The sequence below is a fragment of the Amycolatopsis sp. NPDC104819 genome (assembly GCF_055583145.1).
In genome coordinates this window covers 667,916-691,750 of sequence record NZ_JBVJON010000005.1, presented here as the reverse complement: position 1 = coordinate 691,750, position 23,835 = coordinate 667,916, and the positions used below count along the sequence as shown (strand labels likewise).

The window sequence follows — 23,835 nt, the reverse complement described above, 5'->3', positions numbered from 1 at the left end:
CCCTCCCCCCCCCCCCCCCCCCTCCCCCCCCCCCCCCCCCCCTCCTCCCCGCTCCCCCCCCCCCCCCCACCCCTCCCCCCCCCCCCCCCCCCCCCCCCCCCCCCCCCCCCCGGACAGGGCGTCAGGAGATCTGGGCGACCTCCGTGTCCGTCAGCGCCTTGCCTGCGACGTGGACGTCGTCGACCGCGCCGCTCCAGAAGTCGACGTTGCCGCCGTTGTACTTGGCGCGGCCGACCGTGAACGCGCCGGTGCTGACGCGCGCCGGTCCGGCCGGGGCCGTCGCGACCCGCACGCCGTCGACGTAGAGCCGGATCTCGTTGCCGGCCCGGACACCCGTCAGCTCGTACCAGCGGCCGATCTCCGGCACCACCTCGTACCGGGCCCGGTTGCCGCCGGGGGTGCTGAACGCGAACGCGCCCTGCCCGTACTGCAGGTAGAACGGGCTCTCCGGCTCCCGGCCGTCCTGGCTCACCGCGGTCGCGTAGTTGCCGGGCAGCTGGTCGAGCCGCACCTTCGCGGACACGGTGTAGTCACCGGTCGTGTCGACGACCGGGCCGTAGGTGTCGGCCGAGCCGCCGCTGAACTGCAGCGCGCCGTCCTTGAACGTCACGCCGGACGGGGTGAGCGTCAGCGGGTTCCGGCCGCCGCTCGAGTCCTTCGCGGTTGTTCCGCCGCGCTCGTCGAGGTTCCAGTCGCCCTTGCCCGCGTAGGGGTACGGCTTCCCCGCGTTGGCACCGGCTTCGATCACCCGCCGGTTGATCTCGCGGACGGGACCCGGGTCGACCTTGATCCGCTTGCGGTCATACGTCCAGAGCCCGTTGAGCTCTCCTTCCAGGTCGGTGACCTGCGTGTAGACCGAAGCCGACAGCTCGGCCCTGGCCTGACCGAGGTAGAACGTGCGGGTGTTGTCGACGTACTTCGCCGTCAGCGCCGCCTTGTCCGCCACGCCGCTGTAGATCGCGATCGGCGCACCCGGCCACTGGTGCCCCGGCGTGCGCAGCGTGAAGCCGCCGTGCTCGCCGTCCATCGCGACGCGCCTGCCGTCCGAGGCGGCGGGGTCGGTGTTGTTGTAGTCGTGGTGGTCGATGACGTCGCCGCGGCCCGAGTCGCCCTTGGACGCACAGCAGTTCACCCCGCTGTGGGCGTTGACGATCCGGCTCGGGTCGGCGGCCTTGACCTGGTCGGCGATCCGGCCGGTGGCCGCCTTGTCCCACTCGCCCCAGCCCTCGTTGAACACGATCCAGGCGTAGACGGACGGGTAGTTCTGCAGCTGGTGCATCTCCTCCAGGCCCTGGCTGAGCCACGCCTGCTGCGCCCCGGGGTTGGTGCCGTCGTCGAGGGACACGAAGTCCTGCCACACCAGCAGCCCGAGCTGGTCCGCGTGGTAGTACCAGCGGGCCGGCTCGACCTTGATGTGCTTGCGGACGGCGTTGAAGCCGAGGTCCTTCTGCGCCTTCAGGTCGAAGACGAGGGCGTCGTCGCTCGGCGCGGTGTTCAGGCCGTCCGGGTAGAAGCCCTGGTCCAGCTGCATCAGGGAGAAGAACGGCTTGCCGTTGAGCGTCAGCTTCGGGACGCCGTTGACGTTCGTGATGCCGGTGGACCGCATGCCGAAGTAGCTCTTGACCTTGTCTCCGCCCAGCCTGATCTCCAGCTGGTACAGGTACGGGTCGTCCGGCGTCCACAGGTGCGGGTTGGGCACCGGAATCCTCAGGTTCGCGTTCGCCGGTCCGCTGACCGTGCCGACCTGCCGGCCGCGCGCGTCCTTGGCGACCGCCGTGACGGTGGCGGTGCCCGCGGACTTGACGTTCAGCGCCAGCGTGTTCGTGGTGAGGTCGGGCGTCGTCTTGATCTCGTCGATGCCCTTGTCCGCCACGGGTTCCAGCCACACGGTCTGCCAGATGCCCGACGACGGCGTGTAGAAGATGCCGCCGGGGTTGGGGGACTGCTTGCCCTTGGGCTGGTAAGGGCCGGTGGTGTCGGTGACGGCGACGACGATCTCCTGCTCGTCACCGCGCTTGAGCGCGTCGGTGATGTCGGCGCTGAACGCCGTGTAGCCGCCGGTGTGCTCCGCGACGAGCTTGCCGTTCACCCAGACCTTGGCCTGGTAGTCGACCGCGCCGAAGTTGAGCTTGAGGCGCTGCCCGCCGCCGATCCTCCAGTCGCGCGGGACGCTGACCGTGCGGCGGTAGAACATGTGGTCCTCGTGCCGTTCGAGCCCGGAGAGCTGCGACTCGATCGGGTAGGGGACGACCACCTTCTCGGGCAGGCGCTTGCCGAAAGTGGGCTGCTGGCCCTCCTTGGCGGCCGAGAACTCCCACGGGCCGTTGAGGTTGACCCACTTGTCGCGCTCGAGCTGCGGCCGCGGGTACTCCGGCAGCGGGTTGCGGGTGTCGACCTTCTCGCCCCACGGCGTCTTGAGCCGTTCCGTCGACGCGTTCGCGACGAGGCGGCCGGTCTTGCCGATCTTCGTGCCGTTGACCGCGAGCGCACCCGCGCCGTCGTAGTAGAGGGTGACCCGCTGGCCCTTGAGGACCCGCTCGGCCAGCCGGATCGTGACCCGGTCGCGGGTGGTGGTGAGGGACACGACCGGCATCGGCGTCGCGTCGACGTCGATCCGGAGGTGGTCCGCCAGGTCGCCGGTGCCCGAGACGCGGCCGTCGAAGCCGGTCGTGAGGGTGCGGCCGTCCTGGGACACCTCCGCCGTGCGCGGCACGACGGCGAAGTCGGCGGGGGGAGTGAACGCCGAGAGCGGCACGATCTGCTTGGCGATGGTGGGGCTCGACCAGCGCAGGAACATGTTCGCGCCGCCGGTGTCCTGGAACATCTCCAGCTTGAAGTCGTACTGCTTGCCGGCGGTCAGCGTGACCGGCGCGCTGGTCTGCTCCTTGTCCCAGTCGCCGACCCAGTGGTCGATCACCGGCGCGCCGTCGAGGAACAGCCGGAACCCGTTGTCGCCGATGGCGTAAAAGGTGTAGTCGCCGGTCTGCGGCACGGCGAGCCGGCCGGTCCACCGGGCGGTGGTGTGCTCGGTGCGCCCGGCGACCAGGCCGAAGACGGAGGTCAGGTCGGGGTGGTCGACCTCCCCGTCGAGCGCGGTGCCGGCGAGGTTGGCGAAGTCGTGCGCGTCCGGCGTCGACGGCGTGAAGTACTCGGCTTTCAGGCCGTGCACGGCCTCGGCGGCACCAGCGGGCGGCGTGCCCGAGGCGACGCCCAGCGCCACCAGCAGGGCGAGGAGAACGGAAGCGGCTCTTCTCATCGGCGGGGACCCTCCATTTTTACAACGTTGTAAAACGCTCCGGGGGAGATCCAATCAGATAATTCGGACTTCTGTCCAGGTCGCCTGCGGGGGTGCCCGGGGTTTCAGCGTCGGGCTCGCCTACGCCGACGGCGAGATGCGCGTGCGAAAGCTGCTCATGGTCGGCGCGGTGATGACCGCGGTCGTCAGCGGAGTGGAGGCGCCGGCATGGGCGGACCCGGCTGCCGTCGTCAGGGCAGTGGACCTGGAGGGCGCCAAGAACTTCCGCGATGTCGGCGGGTACGCCACGACCGACGGCCGTACCGTGCGCACAGGCGTGGTCTACCGGTCCGACAAGCTTTCCGGGCTCACGGACGCGGATCTCGGACGGCTCACCGCGGCGAACGTCTCACTGGACGTCGATCTACGCAACGTGAAGGAGCGCCACGACGAGCCGGACCGGAGGCCCACGGGAGTCCGCTACCAGGTGGCCGACGTGGTTTCGCTCGACCACGGCCTGCGGTTCCACGACAACGCCGCCGTCACGCTGGTGAAGGCCATCGGAGCCGGGCTGCTCACCGGATCCGGCAACCTCGGCCAGTCGATCGGCTACCCGTTCATGGTCGACTTCGTCGGTGCGGACTACGCCTTCGGCGACCTGCTGCGGGCCGCCGCGACCAACGGTTCCGGCGCCACCGTGTTCCAGTGCTCGGCGGGCGACGTGCCGCGCACAATCATCGAGGCCGACTTCATGCTCAGCAACGACAAGCTCGGCGACCCCCGGGCCGTCGAGCCGAGCTGGCTGCGCGCGGCGTTCGACGAGGTCGACCACCTGTACGGCTCCATGGACGCCTACGTCCGCCAAGGCCTCCGCCTCGACGACGCGACCATCAACGCGGTGAAGACCCGCTTGCTGGTCTGACGCCGTGTCAGGGCTGTGTCATCCTCATGTCAGGGTGGCCGCCGACAGTGGTCCTCATGACAAACAACAGCATCTCCTCGACCGACTCCCACTGGACCGGCATGGTGCCGGTCGAAGACACGACGCTCGCCGTCACCGACTCCGGTGGCCCCGGCGTCCCGGTCCTCTACCTCAACGGCCAGTTCGCCACCCAGGGCTACTGGAAGCGCGTCCTCGCCGACCTCGGGGACGGCTTCCGGCACATCACCTTCGACGAGCGCGCCCGCGGTAAGTCCGGGCGCTCCGCCGACTACTCCTTCGAAGCCGCCGTCCGGGATGTCGACGCCGTGCTCGCCGCCCGCGGGGTGGACCGAGCCGTCGTGGTCGGCTGGTCCTACGGTGCCGTCGTCGGCGCGCACTGGGCGCACCGCAACCCCGAGCGGACCCTGGGTGCCGTCCTGGTCGACGGCGCCTACCCGCACGACTGGCTGGACGACGCTATGGAGGCGCGGATCCGCAAGCTGTTCAAGCGGATGAGCTGGTTCCTGCCGCTGCTGCGCCCGACCGGCCTGGCCCCGCGGATGACCGCCGCGCAGCAGGCCGAGAGCAACATCGAGCTCGGCAAGCTCTCCCGCGAGCGCGAGCTGGGCCCGGTGCTGGACGGCATCACGGTGCCGGTCCGCTACGTCGTCGCTTCGGGGACTTCCTTCGGCAGCAAGGGGGACGAGCAGGAGCGGATCCGCGTCAGCCTCGACGCGGTGGTCGACCGGAACCCGAACATCACCAGCGAGAAGGTCGCCAGCAACCACGGCGCGATCTTGAAGAAGGACTTCGGTGCCGTCGCCGGGGCCGTCCGCGAGATGGCCACCCGCAAGCGTTGAGCGTCACCGGGCTTTCTCGTAGCCGCGCATCTGTTCGGCCATCCGCTCGAGCTCGGCCAACGCCGACGGCGAGGCGACGGCGAGGCCGCTGTGGGCGGCCGTCGAACTCCGCAAGAACCGGCTGAACACCGGCACCAGCAATCCCTCCGGCACCATCCGCAGCGCACCGAACGCGCGGGGGACCACGGGCGTCGGCAGGGCGGCCAGGCTCTCTCGCATCACGCGGATCATGGCGCGGATCGCGGCCGGATCGGCGGCCAAAGCTGCCGGGCCGCCCGCCGCGTGGGTCGCCTGCTCGAGAGGCACCGCGTACGCCGCGTGCGTTTTGAGCCACGCGTCCATGCGCGGTTCGGGCTTCGCGGTGATTCCGGCGGCGCGGAACGTCCGGACGATCCGGTCCAGACGCGGGGTGGCGCGCCCGCCGGGTTCGCCGATCGGCATCGGGGTCAGGCGGTTCATGAGGCCGGTCGCGCGGTGGCGGACCACGTCGCCGTCCATCGTGCCGCCGGCGGTGAAGAAGCCGAGCAACACCCGGTCGAGTCCGATCACCTCGCCCAGTGGCTCCGCGCCGGCCGCCCAGTTGAGCAGGAACAGCACGTCGCCTTCGACGTCGGCGAGTGCCTCCAGCACCGCGTCCACCTGGTGGGTGCGGACGAGGACGGCGATCAGGTCGTACCGGCCGGCCGGGTGCTCGACCACCGGCACCGCGACCTGCCGGACGGCCGGGCCGGCACCCTCGGCGAGCTGGACGCCGTGCCTGCGCAGGGCGGCCAGGCGCGCGCCCCGGGCGAGGAGCGAGACGTCGTGCCCGGCCTCGTGCATCCGGACGGCGAACTGGCTGCCGAGCACGCCGGCGCCGTAGACGAGCAGTTTCATGGCGGCCTCATTCATACGTTCGTTTGAATCATACGTGTGTATGGTAGCCGACATGGCGTCGCCCGACACCCGTACTCAGCTCCTCGACGCGGCCGAACACCTCTTCGCCGAGCGCGGGTTCCGCGGCACCTCGATCCGCGCCGTCACCGACCTCGCCGGAGCGAACCTGGCCGCCATCGGGTACCACTTCGGCTCGAAGGCCGAGCTCCTCGCCGCGGTCGTCCGCCGGGTGGTCGAACCCATCACCGCCGCGCAGGCCGCGGGGCTCGACCGGCTGCTCGCCCGGACCCCGGACCCGTCGGTCGCCGACCTGGTGGAGGCGTTCGCGGGGCCGCTGTTCGACGGGATGCCGGCCGGCGACGAGGGCGGCGCCCGGACGTCCCGGCTGATCGTGCGGATCATCGGCGACCCGGCCGGGGAGATGCGCGAGTGGACCGGCCCGGCCGAGGACGCGGTCCGCGACCGCTACCTGGCGGCGTTCGGCCGAGCCCTGCCCGAGCTGTCCCCGGCGGAGCTGTGGTTCCGGATCCGGGGCATCCTGGCCGTGACGGCCGTGGACCGCGTCGAGATCCACAACCAGCACGCCCCGGCCGAGTCGTCCCCGGCGGCGGCCCGGCGGTTCGCGGTCACGTTCCTGGCGGCGGCGATGAGCGCGCCGCCGACCGGGAGCTGACGGCCGCCGCCTGCCGCCATGAGGCCGCGCGGTAAGCCGGGATGCCTGCGAGCAACCGGCGCGACAGGTCGTGGAGACCGAGAGCGCGGCTCGCTTGTCGTCCGAGATCGGGACCGGCATCCTCGATCGGTGGAGTGGACCGACGACCTGACTGTGCGCGTTGCCCGTGGAACGTCGACGGGCGGCCTCGTCTGGTATCTGCGAGCGGCGCCCGCGGAGGGGGCGTCACGTCGTGATGTCCTTGCTGTCCTGACCGAACGGTTCGCGCTGGCCTGGATGTCCTACCGCCTCGAGCTCGGCTTACCCACCGACGACGATGCCTCTGGGGCATCCTTGGAAGAGCAGGCGGCCGCGGAGGCGCTCCTGGAGCGAGCGCGTCGTGGCGAGCCCACGCAGGGCACGGAGGACGTCGCCGTGGCGCTCGAGGTCGCACGCTTGGCCGTCGCGTCGCAGGAGCCGGGTCGCACCCGTTTCCCTCTCCTCCTCGAAGCGGCGACGTCGCTGTCGGTCGCGTCCGAAGCGTGCATCGCCCGGTTGGGGCAGCGGCCTGTGTGCCGGAGGGGTCCCAGGAGTGGGTCGATGGTGTCGCACTCGCCGCGGCCGCCCGTCGGGTCACCGCGAAGTTCGCCGCCCAGCCCGACCCGCGGCTCGAAGAGGGCGGCTCGGCCGTGCATCGACGGGATGAGCCGGACGAGAGACGCATAACTGCTTGCCCGCTCTTCAACCGCAACGACTTCGGCGGCGGCTTGAACGGCGAAACAACCCCACAAACAGCCTGACCAGTTACTTCCGGGAAAGCCGCATTACCGGAAGTCACGACCGTGAGCGGCCACACGGCTATTACGGGACCCGCGCGGCAGTGTCGATCACGTCGGCGTTACTGTCGCCGCCGTTGCGGGCGCGCTGAAACCGATCCGTGATCTCCGTCGGCAAACCGAGTACTGTTCGGACACCAATCGGACTCGAGGAAGTGGAGCGATGTCGGAACGACCGCCCGCACAGCATCGGGAAGAACGCCAGTCGGTCGGCCGGGCCGTAATCGGGGTGGTGGTCACCGCGGTCGTCGCCGCGGCGATCTGGACGTGGATATCCCTGTCGATTTCCGGTGGTCAGGGGATTGTCGTCGCCGTCGCGGGCGCGTTCACCGGGATCGTCGCCTGTGTCGCGGTGTTCTTCGCGTTGCGCCGCACCGATCAGGTCGCGCACGAGACCGGCCGGACGCAGGCCGCGCTCGACGAGGCCCGGCAGGCCCGCGAGTTCGTCCGGTTCAGCGACGGTGAGCTGGCCCGGCTGCTCGACCGGACGGTGCCCGACGCCGTCGCGAGGCTGCGCGGGGGCGCGCCCGCCGACAGCGTGCTCGCCGAAGTCCCGCGCCCCGCCGACGAACTCCACCAGCGCGTCCTGCGGCTGGTGGTCGCCGAAGTCGCCGTCGGGGAACGCCGTCGCGCGGCCGCGACCGCCGCCTGCGCGAACGCCGCGGGCCGGTTGCAGGCGCTGGCGACCAGCACCCTCGGCGACCTGCGGGAAATGGAAAACCGCTCGTCGGACGCGATGCTCGGGGACCTCCTCAAAGTCGACCACAGCACGGCGCAGGCGGGCCGGCTGGCAGACAGCATCGCGGTGCTCACCGGCGCGCGCTCGGGCCGCCGCTGGACAAAACCGATCCGGATGGAGAGCATCCTGCGCGGTGCGCTCGGCCGGATCGGCGCTTATCAGCGGGTCCGCGTGCATTCCGCGAGCGGGGTGGCCGTCGTCGGCTATGCCGCGGAAGACGTCATGCACGCGCTCGCCGAACTGATGGACAACGCCACGAAGTTCTCGGCGCCGTCGGAAGAAGTGCACGTTTATGTCGAAGATCTGCACAATGGGGCAGTCATCACCATCGAAGACGGTGGCCTCGGCATGAAGGCGCAGGCCCTCGTCCGCGCCGAGCGCGCGGTGTCCCTCGACCAGCCGCTCGACCTGACCTCGATGTCGGGGACGCGGCTCGGGCTCGCCGTGGTCGGCTGCCTGGCGCGCAAGCACCAGCTGCACGTGTTCTTCCGGCCCTCCTCGCGCGGCGGGATCGGGGTCGTCATGCGGATCCCGACGCAGCTGATCACGCAGCCGCGCCCGGATGCCCTGCCGGAGCGGGAAGAACCGGCCGCCGCCGTCGCGTGGCCCGGCCCCGACACGAGCCACGAGATCACCGGCGAGCTGACCGAGCCGTCGGAACTGCCGAAGCGCTCGCGCGGGCAGACGCTGACCGCCGCGTCGCGCCGGCCGCCGTCGCCCACGCCGAGCACGGCCCGCGCCGAACGGGACACCGGTTCCCGGTTCGGCGCCTTCCAGCAGCGGCGCAGCGGCGGGACCACGCCGTCGCGCCACACCGCCTCCCCGGCGGAAACCGGCGAAGACGCGTGACCCGCACCCCCGAACCCCGCCAGATTGGAGCGAGGGGACCCGTCAGACCGGTCCCCGGATTCGATGACTGACTCGGACAAGAGCCTCGAATGGCTCCTCGAAAACCTCGTCGGCAACACCGCCGGCGCCTGTCACGCTCTCGTGCTGTCGCGTGACGGCCTGAAGCTCTGCCACACGCAGGGCCTCACCGTCGACCGCGCCGACCAGCTGGCCGCGATCGCGGCCGGGGTCCAGGCGCTGGCGCACGGCGCGTCCGTCGAGTTCGGCGACGGCACCGGCGGCGTGCGGAACTCGATGACCGAGTTCCACGGCGGGATCCTCTTCATCGTGGAGGCCGGGGTCGGCTCGCACCTGGCCGTGATCGCCACCGAAGACGCCGACGTGGGCCTGATCGGCCACAACATGGACGAGCTGGTGGAACAGATCGGCTCGGTCTTCACCGCCCCGCCGCGCTTCACGGCGGCCGACCACCCGGCTTCGTGACCCGTTCGGCGCTCGACGGGGAAGACCCGGACCGGCTCTACACGGTCACGGGCGGGCGCAGCAGCGCGGACGACATCGACCTCGACCTCGTCACGCTGATCGTCCGGGAGTCGCTGCCGTCGGCGGGCATGCAGTCCGAGCACGTCCGGATCCTCGAGATCGCCGCGAAGCCGACGTCCGTCGTGGAGCTGTCGTCCGATCTGTCCCTCCCGGTGAGCGTGGTCAAGATCCTGCTCGCGGACCTGCTGGCCACGGGCAAGGTGTCCGCCCGACATCCGTCGTCTCGAACCACGGCCCCGGCCGCGGGACGGACCTCCGACTCGGAATTCCTCAAGAAGGTGCTCGTTGGACTCCGCAATCTCTGAAACAGACGAACGGCTGCCCCTGGCCGACACCGCGTCCGACGGACTGAAGATCGTCATCGTCGGCGGCTTCGGCGTCGGCAAGACGACGATGGTCCGGTCGGTCAGCGAGATCCGGCCGCTGAGCACCGAAGAGACGATGACCCAGGCCGGGGTGGGCGTCGACAGCACCCGGGGGGTGCAGGCCAAGACGACCACCACGGTGGCGTTCGACTTCGGCCGGATCAGCCTCGACGAGCAGCTGATCCTCTACCTGTTCGGCGCCCCGGGCCAGGAACGGTTCTGGTTCCTCTGGGACAGCCTCTTCGCCGGCACGCTCGGCGCGGTCGTCCTGGTGGACGCCCGGCGGCTGGCCGAATCCTGGTACGCGATCGACCGGCTCGAACACCACGGGACGCCGTTCATCGTGGCCCGCAACAACTTCGGCCCGCCCAAGCACAGCCTCGACGACGTCCGCGCCGCGCTCGACCTGGACGGCGAGGTGCCGCTCGTCGACTGCGACGCCCGCGACCGGGACTCGGCCAAGCAGGTGCTGATCTCGCTCGTCGACCACCTCTACACGCTGTCCAAAGTCCGGGAGGGCGCATCGTGACCGGTTTCCAGACCAGCACCCCGGCGACGGAGACGGTCGCCGCGGACCGGGTCCGGTTGTACGGACCCGAGTTCCAGAAGGATCCCGCCGCGCTGTACGCCCGGATCCGGCGGCAGTACGGCGGCGTCGTCCCGGTCCTGCTCGACAACGACGTCCCCGCGTGGCTGCTGACCGGCTACCGCGAGATCCACCAGGTGTGCCAGGACTCGCAGCTGTTCGCCCGCGACAGCCGCCGATGGAACCAGTGGGAGAACGTCCCCGAAGACTGGCCGCTGCTGCCTTACGTCATGCACAACCCGTCGGTGATGTTCACCGAGGCCGCGGAACACCGGCGGCGGGCGGGCGCGATCGGCGACGCGTTGTCGGCGGTCGACCAGTTCGACCTGAGCGCGCACTGCGAGCGCATCGCGGACCGGCTCGTCGACTCGTTCGCCGGCACCGGCGAAGCGGACCTGATCGCGCAGTTCGCCCAGCAGGCGCCGCTGCTCGCGGTCGCGAAGATGTACGGCATGCCCGACTCGGAGGCCCCCGCGCTGGTGCGGGACGTCGCGCTGTCGCTGGACGTCGGCCCCGAGGCGCTGCCCGCGTACGTCCGGGTGCAGGAGGCGATGGCGCGGCTGGTGGCGGTGAAGCACCAGCAGCCGGGCGCGGACGTGCCGACGTCGATGATGCGGGACCCGGCGAACCTGACCGACGACGAGGTCGTCCAGGACCTGCTCGTGGTGACGGCCGCGGCCCAGCAGCCGACGGCGAACTGGATCGGCAACACCATCCGCCTGATGCTGACCGACAGCCGGTTCGCGATGACGCTGTCGGGGGGCAGGGGCAGCGTCGGCCAGGCCCTCAACGAGGTGCTCTGGCACGACACGCCCACGCAGAACTTCATCGGCCGCTTCGCGACGCGGGACACGGTGCTCAGCGGCGTCCGCATTCGGCAGGGCGACTTGGTCGTGCTGGGTCTGGCCGCGGGCAACGCCGACCCGCACGCGCGTCCCGATGCGGCGGCGGGCGCCCTGGGCAACCACGCGCACATGTCGTTCGGCCACGGTGAGCACGGCTGCCCGTACCCGGCGCCGGAGGTGGCGGAGGTCATCGCGCGCACCACGGTCGAGGTGCTGCTGGACCGCCTGCCGGACCTGGAGCTGGCGATCCCGGCGGAGGATCTGGTGTGGCGGCCCTCGGTGTGGATGCGCGGGCTCGAGAGCCTGCCGGTGGTGTTCACCCCGGTCCACGTCGCCGCCCCGGGCGGCTGGTGACACCGGCTCCGGCCCGCCGATCCCGGTGGACCGGAGCGCGTCGACGCTTACGCCGGGGTGAAGACGACCGGCAGTGACGCCGGTCCGCGGGTGAACACACCTTGCTCGGCCGCCTCCGCGCCGTCGGCGAGCCGCAGGTCCGGCATCGCGTCGAGCAGCTGGTTGACGCCGACCTCGATCTCGGTCTTCGCCAGCAGCGCGCCGACGCAGAAGTGCCGGCCCAGTGCGAAGGACAGGTGACTCGCCGCCGCCGAGAAGGCGGTTTCGGTCGGCAGGTCGGTGCGGAAGATGTCGAACGCGCCGGGGTTCGCGAAGCGCCGCGGGTCACGGTTCGCGGCGCCGATGAGGCAGGTCACCGTGCTGCCGGCCGGGATCCGCTGCCCGTCGATCTCGATGTCTTCGGCCGGCTGCCGCATGATCATGTGCACCGGCGGCGTGTGCCGCAGGGTTTCGGCGAAGGCCTTCGGGACCAGGCTACGGTCCGCGCGCACGGCCTCGAGCTGGTCGGGGTGGGCGAGCAGGTTCCGGAACAGGCTGGCGATCGCCTTGTCGGTGGTCTCGCCCCCGGCGGCGAGCAGCAGGCTGCAGAAGGCCTTGATGTCCTCGTCGCTCATGGTGGTGCCGTCCACCTCGGTGGCGCAGAGCGTCGAAAGCAGGTCGTCACCGGGGTTTTCGCGGCGGTGCCGGATGACCGGGATCATGTACTCGGCGAGCTCGTCGTGGGTCCGCAGGCCGGCCGCGGTGACCTCTTCGTCCTGGCTGAGGTTGCCGAGGAAGGCGATGATCGCGATGTACCAGCGCTGGAACCGCGCGTGGTCGCTGCGGTCCAGGCCCAGCATGTCGACGATGACGTTGATCGGGAAGTGCCGGGCGTAGTCGCTGACGAGGTCGGCCGACCCGCGGCCGCGGAAGGCGTTGATGAGTTCCGCCGAGTTCCGTTCGATCACCGGGCGGAACTTGTGCTCCAGCTCGCTGCCCCGGAAGGCCGGGGCCACCAGCGCCCGGCGGGTCGAGTGCTCGCGGCCGCTCATCTGCAGGATCGTCCGGCCGTGGACGGGTTCCAGCTGCCAGCCGTAGTTCTCGGTGGTGAAGACCCCGTCCTTGAAGGCGCGGGAGACGTCCTCGTAGCGCGAGAGGACGTAACTCTGCATGCCTTCGTGCCAGGTCACCGGCGAATGCTCGAGCATGGCGTCGTAAGCGGTGTACGGATCGGCGGCGAACTCCGGAGACAGGAGGTCCGGTGCGTGCCCTGCTGAAGTCACGAGGCTCCTTTGCGCGGTGGTGGGTGTCAGCAGGCTATCGGGGATAGTTGCCATGGCGAAAGAGTCATGGCCGGTTCGGCGTACGGGTGGTCACCGGGCGGAAGCGAATTGGTCACACCCGGTGACAAGATTCGTATCTCTGTCCTTTGAGGACGGACGGCGCGGGCGAGTCCTGATTGGACAGTTGGGACTGCTCGCTCTCGTTGGGCGTCGAGCGTGGCTGAGTGCTTCTCGAGTGCTGATCGCTCGCATGCTTTTCGTGATTGTCGCAGGCAAACGTTTCGAACCGCTCATCCGACGCTGCCCGGCCCGGGCAGCTGCCGGACCGGATCGCGCTGGTGCTGGCAGATCGCGTTGCCGGTGATCGCCTGTACCGCCTCGCGCGGTTGGTGGTTCTCGGCGTGGTCCTGGTCGGCGCCATGGTCAGCGCCGTCGTGATCGTGCATCCGGAAGTGGTGACCGCGCTGGTTCGAGCGAGATGGGAACGGTCACGTGACGCGGAAGGCGTCGATCATGCCGACCGACGTGCTGCGGTTGACGATCCGGACCGTGTGCTGCCCGGACGCCAGCCCGCTCTTCTGCCACACCACCTGCTGCACCTGCCGGGCGCCGTCGGCGTGGAGGTTGACCGTGGCCTGGAACGTGTTGTCCAGGTAGACGTCGACCGTGCCCATGTCGCCGTTGCGTTCCGACAGGTACTGGAGCCCCGTTCCGGTGAACGTGTACGTCGCCGTCGCGCCGACCGTGGTCGAGTGATGGGTGTCGTCGTTGTAGTCGCCGTAGCCGCGGTTCGTGGTGGGGAACCAGTTGCTGTCGTAGCTCACGTCCGTGTCGTTGACCAGACCGCCGCCGCCCGTGTTGAGGCCGAGGGTGGACGCCGTCCCGCTCAGTGTCTTCGCGCCCTGGTTCGGGCTGCCCGTCAGCCGCGTCGTCGAGTACGACGTCAGCGGCTTTGCGGTGCGTTCGACGATGTACGTGGTGCCGGCAGTGGTCGGGACGTCGAACTCCGCAGCCGTGGTGGTCAGCACGATCGTGTTGTCCGACGCGCGCCGCACGCGCACCTGCTGGCCGCTCCACGGGTTGACGACGTGGGCGGTCGCACCCCACTGGCTGCGCAGGCCGACGTACTTCGTCTCGTTCGCTTCGCGCTCGGAGCTGACGAGGAAGCCGTTCTTCGCCAGCAGCGTGAACTTGCCGACGAACGACGAGTTCGCCGGCGCCGCCGGGAACACGCGGATCTTGTCGTTGTAGGACTGCAGCAGGGCTTCGTTCATCGCGGAAAGGTTGACGCCGTGGTACTCGAAGACGCCGTTGGTGTTGCTGGTGAACCCGTTGGGGTAGTTCTGGTACTGCTGCAGCATCCGCTTCATGCCGGTGAACGTCTGGTCGCCGAGGCCGAGCCGCGCGGCCTGCACGGCGTCGTTCGCCCAGACGTTGCCGTAGGGGAACGGCCGCGCGTTCCACGTGTTCAGCGCGGTCTGGTAGTCGCCGGCGCCGATGCCGGTGACGTTGTACGGCCAGATCAGCTCCGACGCGACGTTCTCGCCGTTGCGCGTCTGCGAAAGCGGCGGCTGGTGCGGCTGGTAGGCGCCGTTCTGCTGCGGGTACGCGACGAGGTTGTCGAGGACGCGCTGCCATTCCGGACGCAGGTTCGCGTCGGCGCCGATTTGCTGCGAAACCTGGATGGCGATGGGGAAGATGCTGCGGACGGCGGCGAGGTCGGTGATGGCGTTCGGGACGTTCCAGTAGGTTTCGTGGGCGTTTGAGTTCGCCATGTAGTACTTCCCGTTGCCGTCGACGGAAAGCATGCGGGAGTAGAACTTCGCGGTCTCCCGGATGAACGGGTACGCGACGTTTCGCAGGTAGTTGTCGTCGTTGGTGTACCGGTACTGCAGGTACATGTTGTACGCGGCTTCGTACCCCGTGGACAGGATGTTCTTCGTGTAGTCGCTGTTCACCGTGCCGCGGGCGTTGCCGTCCCAGCCCATGGTTTCCGGCACCCACAACCCGTCCACGCCATAACGCGTCTGCGTATAAGACTTCAGTGCGGCGTAGTTGCGGCTGTAGAGGTTGTTGAAGGTGTTCATCAAGTCGGTGTGGTTCGAGGCGAGGAACGAGTTGTAGACGTCGCGCTGGTTCCAGTACCAGTAGGCGTTGCTCCACTTCGTCTGGTCGCCGGTCGCGCGGAAGACGCCGTTGATGAAGTGGTACGGGTAGTTGCCGTACCCGCCGGCGGCGATCAGGTACGTCGAGAGGTAGTAGACGTTCTCGAGGTAGTCGGCGTCGCCGCCGAGGCCGCCGTACTGGACGAAAGACTTGCCCCAGAAGCTGTGCCACCAGTTCCGGTAGGCGTTGTAGGTGCTTTGGTAACCGGTCGACTTGACTGCATTGAGCGCGTTCTTGGCCTGGTTGACCGAGTTGTTGCCCGCGGCGTTGAGCCGGGTGCTCGCGGTGAACCACACGGTGTAGCTCGAGGTCGGCGTGATCGTGAGCCGCACCCGGCTGTTGTTCACGACCGAGGCGCTGTAGTTCGCGCCTTCGACGGTCGCGGCGAGCGTGTAGCCGAACTTCTGCGGGTCGGTCTGGCCGCGGCTGATCCCGGCGCCCGACGCGTCGGCGTAGCTCGAGACCTGGCGCCAGGTGGTGATGTCGGGGACGTCGCCGCTGTTGCCGAGGTTCGCGACGTCCCAGAGCGACAGCTCCAGCGTCACCGCGCTCACCCCGCCGCGGGTGTCGTCGACGTGGATGCCCATGACCTCGGAGCCGGGCTGGCCCATGACGGTGACGGTGCGGTTGCTGTCGTACTTCGTGGTCAGCGTGCCGTCGTAGAGGGACAGCCGCTGCTGGTAGGTGCTGTAGCCGGAGTCCATCGCCGGAGTGGTGGCGAGGTTGACCAGGCCGGCGCCGAACGCGGTCTGCTGCGAGGCGTCGACGTTCGACACCTGCATGGTCAGGCCGTTCTGCTGCCACGCCATCGCCCCGGTGCGGCCGTTGCCGACGGTCAGGCCGTAGTTCGGGTTGGTGTTCGGCCGGTTGTAGACGATGTCGTGCTTGGCCAGGTAACCGGCGTAGTCGACGTCGAGCCGCCCGGCGCCGGGGGAGAAGGCGGCGTCCCCCGGGGCGGCCAGCGCCGGGGAGGCGACGGTGAGCGCGGCGCCCAGCAGCACCACGACGGGAAGCAGGCTGATCGACCTCATGGAGCACCTTCCGAGGTGAGGTGGACCCGTGGCGGCGGGGAAGGTCTCGCAAGATCACCGCAGAGATATGACGAATAGCGGATTTTTCCCGCAAACTAGGTGTACCAGACGGGTGGCGTTCGGTAAAGAACCGATGTTTAGACCATTGAGGTGGCCCTGGCTGGCCAGGGCGCGTCTGACAGAGGTTCTGCTGGTTCCTGTCACGCTGCCGATCGTTTCGCAGTTTCGGTTGCTCTCAGAGAACTCGGCCAGCGCGGCTCCAGGAGAGCGCGGCGCTTCGCCTCGGGTCTCGGGGCGCCAGGTTCCCGATCTTATTGAGTGAACGTTCATTTGACAACGCGAGCCGAGCCGTGCTTACCTGGGCGCACAGTATTTAATGAACGTTCACTAAGGAGTTGTCATGGTCCCGTCGCAAGTCGGCAAACGCGCCCTGGTCACCGGCAGCACCGGCGGAATCGGCCTGGAGACGGCCCTGGCGCTGGCCAACGCCGGTGCCGAAGTGGTCGTCGCCGGCCGCTCGAAGACCAGGGTCGACCGCGCCGTCGAGACCGTTCGCGAGGCCGTCGGCACCGCCAAGGTGGAGGGGCTGGTCCTCGACCTCGCCTCACTGGCCTCGATCGACAGCGCCGCCTCCGCGGTGCTCGCCGCCGGGCGGCCGCTGGACCTGCTGGTCAGCAACGCCGGGGTGATGGCCGTGCCGGAGCGCCGCGAGACGGCGGACGGCTTCGAGCTGACCTTCGGGACGAACCACCTCGGGCACTTCGCGCTGACCGGACGGCTGCTGCCCGCCCTGCTGGCCGCACCCACGGCCCGGGTCGTGACGGTCAGCGCGAAGGTCGCGCGGAACAAGGGCGCGACGCTGGACGACCCGCTGAGCAAGACGTCCTACTCGGGGATGGCCGCCTACACGAAGTCGAAGCTGGCGAACGTCGTGTTCACCCTCGAACTGGCGCGGCGGGCGGCCGGGACCGGGATCACCGCCGTCGCCGTGCACCCCGGCACCAGCAACACGGGACTTCAGCAGCATCTGCCCAAGTACCTCCAGGTCATGGCATCCATAGTGCTCGAGCGATTCGTGGGCCAGAGCCCGGCCGACGCCGCCCGGCCGTCCCTCGACGCCGCGACGAACCCCGCGACCAAGCCGGGCGACTTCGTCGTGCCGGACGGCCGTGGCGAGCTGCGCGGCGCTCCGCACGTCGCGGAAATGCCGCCCGCCGCCACCGATCCCGCCACCGGACGGTGGCTGTGGGAGCTGTCCGAAGAGCTGACGCACGTCGCCTACTCCTTCCCGTGAAAGGCGTTCCACCGACCTTGGTGTCGACCTGACGCGGGCTCGGATGATTGTTCCGGCCGGGCCGCAGGTGCTATACCGGCAGCTGCCCGGTGTCGCGACGACGCGACGCCAGAAGCGAGCGGAGTCTCCGGTGGCCAACCGTGCTGTGCGCTCATCCATCGTGGTGGTCAGCCTGACCGCGCCCGTCCTCCTGCTGGGGGCCGCGCCCGCGCCGGCCGACACCCCACCCGGGCGGCAGCTGACGATCGAGACGGTGTCGAACCCGCGGCCCGCGCTCGTCAGCGGGGGACAGGTCCTGCTCAAGGTCGTCGCACCGGAGCGGACGCGGGTCAGCGTCAGCGAGAACGGCCACGACGTCACCGCGAGCTTCCGCGCCCAGCCGGACGGCAGCCTGCTCGGGCTGGTGACCGGCCTGCGCAACGGCGTCAACGACGTGAGCGCGAGGACGAGCGGGCCCGGCCGGGATCAGCGGGCGAGCCTGCGGGTCACCAACCACCCGAGCACCGGGCCCGTCTTCTCCGGCGCCCAGCAGCACCCGTTCTACTGCGAGACCCAGGCGTTCGGCCTGCCCCCGGCGACGCAGCCGCTGTGCAGCGCGCCCACCCAGGTCAGCTACCAGTACAAGAACACCGCCGGCGTGTTCGCGCCGCTGGCCGACCCGGCGAGCCGGCCCGCGGACCTCGCGACGGCCACGGTCGGCGGGCACGCGGTGCCGTACGTGGTCCGCGTCGAGCGCGGCACGATCGACCGCGCCGTCTACGAAATGGCGGCGCTCTACGACGGCACGCCGTCGCCCGTCGCGCCGGACGCCGCCTGGAACGGGAAGCTGGTCTACACCTTCGGCGGCGGCTGCAACGCGGGGTACCACCAGGGCACCTCGACCGGCGGCGTGGTCAACGACCTCTTCCTGGCCCAGGGGTACGCGGTCGCGTCGTCGACCCTGAACGTGCTCGACAACAACTGCAGCCCGATCATCTCGGCCGAAGCGGCGATGATGGTCAAGGAGCACTTCGTCGAGACCTACGGCCCGGTCGCCCACACCATCGGCTGGGGCGGCTCGGGCGGGGCGATCCAGCAGTACGACATCGCGGAGAACTACCCCGGCATCGTCGACGGCATCATCCCCGGCGTCTCGTTCCCGGACCCGTTGAGCACGGCGGGCCCGGTGTCGGACTGCCGGCTGCTGGAGCAGTACTTCGCCGGGCCGGGCGCGTCGTTCACCGCGGCGCAGAAGCAGGCCGTCGCGGGCTTCGCCAGCTACGACACGTGCGTCTCCTGGACCCAGACCTTCGCCAGCCGCGCCACCGCGACCGGCAGCTGCAACGCGGCCATCCCGGTCGCGGTGCGGTGGGACCCGGTCACCAACCCGCGCGGCGTGAAGTGCAGCTCCGCCGAGCAGCTGGTCAACCAGATCGGCCGGGACCCGAGGACCGGGTTCGTGCGCAGCCCGCTCGACAGCACCGGGGTGCAGTACGGCTTGGCCGCGCTGAAGGCCGGGACGATCACCGCGGCGCAGTTCGCCGACCTCAACGCGGGCATCGGCGGCCTCGACTACACCGGAAAGCCCGTGCCGCAGCGGATCGCGGCCGATCCGAAGGCGCTCAACACGGTGTACGCCGACGACATCGTGAACTCGGCGTCGCAGGGTCTGCGGGAGACACCGATCATCGACCAGCGGACCGACCTCGACCTCGCCGGGTTCGGCAACGACATCCACACCACCGAGTGGTCCTACGTGATGCGGCAACGGCTGCTGCGCGCCAACGGCACCGCGGGCAACCAGGTCATCATCGAAAACCACGCCACCGCGGCCGAAGCGGCGGCCGCGAGTGGCTACGAGCTCGACGCGATGGACCGCTGGCTGACCGCGATCGACGCCGACGGTTCGCACCGGAGCCGTCAGCAGAAGGTGCTGGCGAACCGGCCGGGCGACCTCGGTGACGGCTGCTACCTCTCGCCCGCGTCGCGGATCACCGAGAAGCTGACGTACCCGGCGAGCGGCCGGTGCGGAGCGCAGTACCCGGTGGCGGCCAACACCCGGATGGTGGCCGGGGAGAGCTTGGCGCTCGACGTGCTGAAGTGCCGGCTGAAGCCGCTGAACCCCCGCGACTACCCGGTCCCGTTCAGCGCGGCGGACTGGAAGCGGCTGCGGGCGACGTTCCCCGACGGGGTGTGCGACTACGGCCGCCCGGGCGTCGGGCAGCGCGCCCCGCTCGGAACCTGGCTGAGCTACGGCGACGAACGGACCGGCACCACCCCGCCGACCAGGCCGCGGTGAGCCGGTGACCGCGTCGGCCGCCGATCCGATGAGGTCCGCATCGGATCGGCGGCACCGGTGCTACTGCTCTCGAGCCACCGGTGCGGGCTCGTGGAACTCGTCGTGGGGGCGGAGCCAGTAGGCGAAGTCCTCCTGCGGCCACCCTTCGGGGACGTCTTCGCCCTCCACCTGGCCGCCGTACGGCGTCAGCGAGTACAGGCTGGCGATGCTGCCGATCTGGCTCACCATCGGCCCGTTGTTCAGGTAGTAGGTGCGGTAGATGTCGTCCCCGTCGCGCAGGAACATGTTCAGGGCGAACCATTCCGTCGACCCGAAGTCGCGGGTGAAGGACTCCGTGCGGATCGTGTACCAGGGAATGTCGGTCCAGCCCATGCGTTCGGCGTAGGTCCGCAGGTTGCTCTGCGGCGCCGGTGACGCCATCGCGAACGTGATGTCCCTGGCGTGCAGGAGGCTCAGGTCGGCGACCCCGTCGACCCACGAAGAACAGCCGGAGCACCCCGCTTCCGGCCAGCCGGCCACGCCTTCTTCGAAGAAGAACCGGTACAGGATCAACTGGCTGCGACCCTCGAAAAGCCCGGCGAGGGAAATCTCGCCGTCGGGCCCTTCGAACGAATAGTCCTGTTCGACGCGGACCATCGGCATCCGTTTGCGGGCCGCGATCAAGGTCTGCACCGCGGCCGCGACTTCCTTCTCCTGCTTTGCCAGCGAGCTCTGCGCCTCGGCCCATTCCGCGGCCGGCACGATGGGTGGTTTCGCGATTGCCATGGTTCATCCTAGGCAGAACCACGCAGTTCCCGCCGAACGCGCGCAACACCCTCCGAGCGTATTTCCGGTCAGGCCGGAACGACGACGACCTTGCCGTGCACCGCGCCCTCGGCGGCCCGTGCGTGCAGGGCCGGCAGCTCGGCCAGCGGCACCCGCTCGGCGACGTCGACGCGCAGCTCGCCGCGGTCGACCATGGCCACCAGCTCGGCCAGCTGCCCGGCGTCGCTGCGGACGAACAGGTTGATGCCGCGCACGTCGCGTGCCTCGTCGGCGGGAGCGGGCATCCACACCGTCGTGTTCACCACGGCGCCGCCCGATCGGACCAGCGTGACCAGCGCGGCCAGCTCCGCCGGGTCGACCGGCGCCAGGTTGAGCACGAGGTCGACCGGCTCGGTCACCGCCGCGGTGACGCCGGTGGTCGTGTGGTCGACCACTTCGTCGGCGCCGGCCGACTTGACCGCGTCCCCGCTGCGCGGGCTCGCCGTGGCGATCACGTGGGCCCCGGCGCCCTTGGCCAGCTGCACGGCGTACCCGCCGACCGCGCCACCGGCGCCGTTGACCAGCACCCGCTGCCCGGGCTGAAGGTTTCCGTGGTCGAACAGGGCCTGCCGCGCCGTCAGCCCGACCACCGGCAGCGCGGCCGCGTCGGCCAGCGGGACGCTCCCGGGTGCGGGCGTCAGGACCTCGGCCGGCGCGAGCACGTACTCGGCCGCCGCGCCGGTGCCGTCCATCGGCAGGAAGCCGATGACCGGGTCGCCGAGCCGGAGGCCGTCGACCCCTTCGCCGAGCGCGTCGACCGTGCCGGCGACGTCGATGCCGGGGGTGTGGGGCAGCTGGACCGGGATGGGCTCACGCATGAAACCGCCGCGGATGTTGCCGTCCACGGAGTTGAACGACGTCGCGGCGACGCGGATCCGGACCTGCCCGGCTCCGGGGACCGGCTGCTCGACGTCCTCGTAGCGCAGGACGTCGGGGGCGCCGTAGTCGTGGAAACGCACTGCCTTCATCGGAGTTCTCATCTCTGCTCGGGCCGGTTTGCTTCGAATTCGAAGCAACTGAGGTCACGGTACTGCTGCTTCGAATTCGAAGCAAGTGAGGCCGGTCACGAAGGTGCCTTGATCCACACGGGACTCAGGATCGTGGCCGCGAGCCGGGTCAGCCTGGGCCGGTTTGGCCCACCTTGACCACGGCCGGGCCGCCGGCGGCGCGGACGACGTCGCCGAGCCGGGCCGCGTCGGCCGAGTCCGGCGCCGGGGTGAGGACCACGGCCATCAGGTTGTCGCCGGGCACGTCGAGCAGCGCGCCGTCGAGCGTGATGGCACCGCCGTCGGGATGCCGGAACACCGCCCGGTTCTCGTACGCGGTCCGCAGCTCGTCGACGAGCTCGCCGAGCGCCGCGTCGGCCGGGTGACGCAGGTGCGTGTCGCGGAGCCGGGCGGCGAGCACGGCCTGGAACCCGGCCTGGTCCTGCTCGGTGCGCTCGATCTCCCCGCGGGCGTTGCGGAACGTGCGCCACGCGACGTTCCAGTCCCGGGTGGACCCGGTCGCCGCGCCGCCGCCCAGTGCCAGCCATGCACGGTTGACAGCGATGACGTTCCACGCCGCGTCGGTGAGGAACGCGGGGGTGCCGTCGAACCGCTCCAGCAGCCGGATCGCCGCCGCCCCGGCTTCGCGCGGCACCTGCCCGTCGACCGCGGCGTAACCGGCGAGCGCGCAGAGCCGCTCGTAGTCCGCCCGCCCGATCCGCAACGCGCGGGCGATGGCGGACACCACGCCGGCCGAAGGGTGACGCCGTCCCTGCTCCACCCGCCGGATGTAGTCCGCGGAGACCCCGGCCAGCTCGGCGAGCTCTTCCCGGCGCAGTCCCCGGGTCCGCCGCCGCGGCCCGCCGGCGGTGGGCTCGGCGTGTTCACGCAACCAGCGGACCGCGGCGCCCACGTCGGACAACGACATGGCGCCAGTCTGCAGCAGGGACCCCTTCGAATTCAAAGCAGTAGGCTGCGGTCATGTCCGACGCCCGACCCTCGCTCGACCCCGTGCAGCTCGGCGCCTACTTCGACCTGATCGAGGTGACCAGCCTGCTCCGGCACGCGGTCGAGCAGCAGCTGCGCGAGGCCGGCGAGCTCAGCTACGTGCAGTTCCAGCTGCTGGCCCGGCTCGGCGACTCGCCGACGGGCAGCCACCGGATGACCGACCTGGCCGACGGCGTGGTCTACAGCCGCAGCGGCCTGACCTACCAGGCGGGCCTGCTCGAGAAGGCGGGCCTGGTGGTGCGCGCGCCGTCGCCGGACGACGAGCGGAGCACCACGGTCACGATCACCGACGCCGGCCGCGAGCGGCTCGCCGAGGTGCTGCCCGGGCACGTCGAGGTGGTCGGCGGCCTGCTTTTCGAGCCGTTGTCCCACCACGACGTCGTCACCCTCGCCGGGCTGCTGGCGCCGGTGCGGGACCACATGCGCTCGACACCCCCTCGCTCGGCCGCGCCCCGCCGCCGTCCGAACGCAGGGTGACGGCCCTCAGCCGGTGACCGCGGTGCCGCGACCAGGCAATAGTGACACCTTTGCGTGAATTGCCACGCGGGTGGGCCACGGTCCGCTACCGTCCTGCTGTGGCTCCGATCGGAGCAGGGGAACACGGGGGAAGGTAAGGCACATGCGGCGAACTCTGGTCATCCTCGCCTGCCTGGGTGCCGTGCTCACGGCCGCCGGCTGCGGCGGAAGCGACGGCGGCCCGGCCTCGGCGCCGAGCGGATCGGCGCCTGCCGCACAGCCGCCGACAGCGGCCGCCGCGCCCGAAGCGAAAACCGCCGATCCGCCGATGTCGTTCGACGAGGGCGCTCCTGTCGGGCTCCCCGCGGGCGCCTTGCGCACCAACGTCGCGGGCAACCACATCGTCAGCCTCGCCGCGCTCAACGCGGTGGATGTGCCTACGGGGCAAAAGAAGTGGACTGTCCCTTTCGGACGCCAGCCGGGTGACCCGGACAACCTGAGTGGGCCGTTCGTCAACACCACCGGACCGCGCTCGCCGGCGGTCGGGGACGAGCTCGCCGTCGCCGCCGTCCCGGTCCTCATCCCGGAGAAGGGCGCCAAGGTCTGGCAGGTCGTCGTGACCCCCGCCGGCCCGGCCCTGGTCGTGGTCACCCACACCGACTACGGCAGCGGCCGGCCGTACCTTCCCACCTCGGACGGAAACTGTTACTACGACGAGCAGTCCGTCGTCATCTGCGCACCGGGCCGCCCGATCGTGCCGGACGCCAAGACGGGCCAGGACCGGGCTGTCGACGACGTCGGTGTCGTCCCGACACTGGTGAGCAAGTACGCGGGCATCGGCGCCGGTGACGACGGCGTGGCCCTGGCGTACCCGGTCGAGAAGTAGGC

Annotated in this window: 20 protein-coding genes; 12 read left to right on the top strand and 8 right to left on the bottom strand. The window is 70.3% G+C overall.

The annotated features are described in order from the left end of the window. Positions 1-121 precede the first annotated feature (121 nt). Positions 122-3,256: a PA14 domain-containing protein gene (locus ACZ63E_RS19360; RefSeq protein ID WP_465337462.1), complete on the bottom strand. Its 3,135-nt coding sequence runs from the start codon at positions 3,254-3,256 to the stop codon at positions 122-124. A 136-nt stretch (positions 3,257-3,392) separates the two neighbouring features. Between ACZ63E_RS19360 and ACZ63E_RS19355 the strand changes: the two genes are divergently transcribed. Together ACZ63E_RS19355 and ACZ63E_RS19350 are read left to right on the top strand one after the other, a co-directional pair. Beyond that, complete coding sequence (locus tag ACZ63E_RS19355) at positions 3,393-4,157, top strand: tyrosine-protein phosphatase (protein ID WP_465337461.1); 765 nt, start codon at positions 3,393-3,395, stop codon at positions 4,155-4,157. A 56-nt stretch (positions 4,158-4,213) separates the two neighbouring features. Continuing rightward, positions 4,214-5,017: an alpha/beta fold hydrolase gene (locus ACZ63E_RS19350; protein ID WP_465337460.1), complete on the top strand. Its 804-nt coding sequence runs from the start codon at positions 4,214-4,216 to the stop codon at positions 5,015-5,017. 3 nt (positions 5,018-5,020) lie between these two features. Here the strand turns inward: ACZ63E_RS19350 and ACZ63E_RS19345 are convergent, their stop codons facing one another. After that, positions 5,021-5,893, bottom strand: coding sequence for a ketopantoate reductase family protein (locus ACZ63E_RS19345; RefSeq protein ID WP_465337459.1), 873 nt, complete (start codon positions 5,891-5,893; stop codon positions 5,021-5,023). A gap of 52 nt (positions 5,894-5,945) precedes the next feature. Here ACZ63E_RS19345 and ACZ63E_RS19340 point away from each other — a divergent pair, with 52 nt between their 5' ends. The 6 genes from ACZ63E_RS19340 (at position 5,946) to ACZ63E_RS19315 (ending at position 11,662) form a co-directional block, all read left to right on the top strand. Next, on the top strand, positions 5,946-6,566 hold the full coding sequence (locus ACZ63E_RS19340) for a TetR/AcrR family transcriptional regulator (protein ID WP_465337458.1): 621 nt from the start codon (positions 5,946-5,948) through the stop codon (positions 6,564-6,566). Positions 6,567-7,544: 978 nt separating this feature from the next. Then, a complete protein-coding gene (locus ACZ63E_RS19335) occupies positions 7,545-8,969 on the top strand; it encodes a sensor histidine kinase (protein WP_465337457.1) in 1,425 nt (474 codons plus the stop codon). A gap of 63 nt (positions 8,970-9,032) precedes the next feature. Next, positions 9,033-9,452, top strand: coding sequence for a roadblock/LC7 domain-containing protein (locus tag ACZ63E_RS19330; RefSeq protein WP_247049526.1), 420 nt, complete (start codon positions 9,033-9,035; stop codon positions 9,450-9,452). Further along, entirely contained in the window at positions 9,449-9,817 is a 369-nt protein-coding gene (locus ACZ63E_RS19325; RefSeq protein ID WP_465310802.1) for a DUF742 domain-containing protein, read from the top strand. Before ACZ63E_RS19330 ends, ACZ63E_RS19325 begins: the two co-directional genes overlap by 4 nt. Further along, positions 9,798-10,406: a GTP-binding protein gene (locus ACZ63E_RS19320; RefSeq protein ID WP_465337456.1), complete on the top strand. Its 609-nt coding sequence runs from the start codon at positions 9,798-9,800 to the stop codon at positions 10,404-10,406. The genes ACZ63E_RS19325 and ACZ63E_RS19320 overlap by 20 nt, the downstream gene beginning before the upstream one ends. Beyond that, positions 10,403-11,662: a cytochrome P450 gene (locus ACZ63E_RS19315; RefSeq protein WP_465337455.1), complete on the top strand. Its 1,260-nt coding sequence runs from the start codon at positions 10,403-10,405 to the stop codon at positions 11,660-11,662. The genes ACZ63E_RS19320 and ACZ63E_RS19315 overlap by 4 nt, the downstream gene beginning before the upstream one ends. Positions 11,663-11,709: 47 nt before the next feature. Here the strand turns inward: ACZ63E_RS19315 and ACZ63E_RS19310 are convergent, their stop codons facing one another. The 3 genes from ACZ63E_RS19310 to ACZ63E_RS19300 all read right to left on the bottom strand — a co-directional run bounded on the left by ACZ63E_RS19310 (position 11,710) and on the right by ACZ63E_RS19300 (position 16,121). Beyond that, positions 11,710-12,924 carry a cytochrome P450 gene (locus ACZ63E_RS19310; RefSeq protein ID WP_465337454.1) on the bottom strand — a complete coding sequence of 405 codons (1,215 nt, stop codon included), beginning with the start codon at positions 12,922-12,924 and terminating at the stop codon, positions 11,710-11,712. 290 nt (positions 12,925-13,214) lie between these two features. Beyond that, the gene (locus ACZ63E_RS19305; RefSeq protein ID WP_465337453.1) at positions 13,215-13,370 is read right to left on the bottom strand and encodes a hypothetical protein; all 156 of its coding nucleotides are present in this window, start codon (positions 13,368-13,370) and stop codon (positions 13,215-13,217) included. A 42-nt stretch (positions 13,371-13,412) separates the two neighbouring features. After that, positions 13,413-16,121 carry a glycosyl hydrolase family 95 catalytic domain-containing protein gene (locus ACZ63E_RS19300; protein WP_465337452.1) on the bottom strand — a complete coding sequence of 903 codons (2,709 nt, stop codon included), beginning with the start codon at positions 16,119-16,121 and terminating at the stop codon, positions 13,413-13,415. Positions 16,122-16,521: 400 nt separating this feature from the next. On the opposite strand from ACZ63E_RS19300, the gene ACZ63E_RS19295 reads away from it, so the two are divergent. Continuing rightward, a complete protein-coding gene (locus tag ACZ63E_RS19295) occupies positions 16,522-17,415 on the top strand; it encodes an oxidoreductase (RefSeq protein WP_465337450.1) in 894 nt (297 codons plus the stop codon). A 130-nt stretch (positions 17,416-17,545) separates the two neighbouring features. After that, positions 17,546-19,693: a DUF6351 family protein gene (locus ACZ63E_RS19290; RefSeq protein WP_465337449.1), complete on the top strand. Its 2,148-nt coding sequence runs from the start codon at positions 17,546-17,548 to the stop codon at positions 19,691-19,693. 60 nt (positions 19,694-19,753) lie between these two features. Here the strand turns inward: ACZ63E_RS19290 and ACZ63E_RS19285 are convergent, their stop codons facing one another. The 3 genes from ACZ63E_RS19285 to ACZ63E_RS19275 form a co-directional block, all read right to left on the bottom strand. After that, positions 19,754-20,458, bottom strand: coding sequence for a DUF899 family protein (locus tag ACZ63E_RS19285; RefSeq protein WP_465337448.1), 705 nt, complete (start codon positions 20,456-20,458; stop codon positions 19,754-19,756). Positions 20,459-20,526: 68 nt separating this feature from the next. Continuing rightward, positions 20,527-21,465 (bottom strand): NADP-dependent oxidoreductase, encoded by a 939-nt coding sequence (locus tag ACZ63E_RS19280; RefSeq protein WP_465337447.1) that lies wholly within the window; start codon positions 21,463-21,465, stop codon positions 20,527-20,529. 148 nt (positions 21,466-21,613) lie between these two features. After that, entirely contained in the window at positions 21,614-22,411 is a 798-nt protein-coding gene (locus ACZ63E_RS19275; protein WP_465337446.1) for a helix-turn-helix domain-containing protein, read from the bottom strand. A gap of 53 nt (positions 22,412-22,464) precedes the next feature. On the opposite strand from ACZ63E_RS19275, the gene ACZ63E_RS19270 reads away from it, so the two are divergent. Next, entirely contained in the window at positions 22,465-22,968 is a 504-nt protein-coding gene (locus ACZ63E_RS19270) for a MarR family winged helix-turn-helix transcriptional regulator (RefSeq protein WP_465337445.1), read from the top strand. A gap of 142 nt (positions 22,969-23,110) precedes the next feature. Further along, positions 23,111-23,833 (top strand): hypothetical protein, encoded by a 723-nt coding sequence (locus ACZ63E_RS19265; protein WP_465337444.1) that lies wholly within the window; start codon positions 23,111-23,113, stop codon positions 23,831-23,833. Positions 23,834-23,835 lie beyond the last annotated feature (2 nt).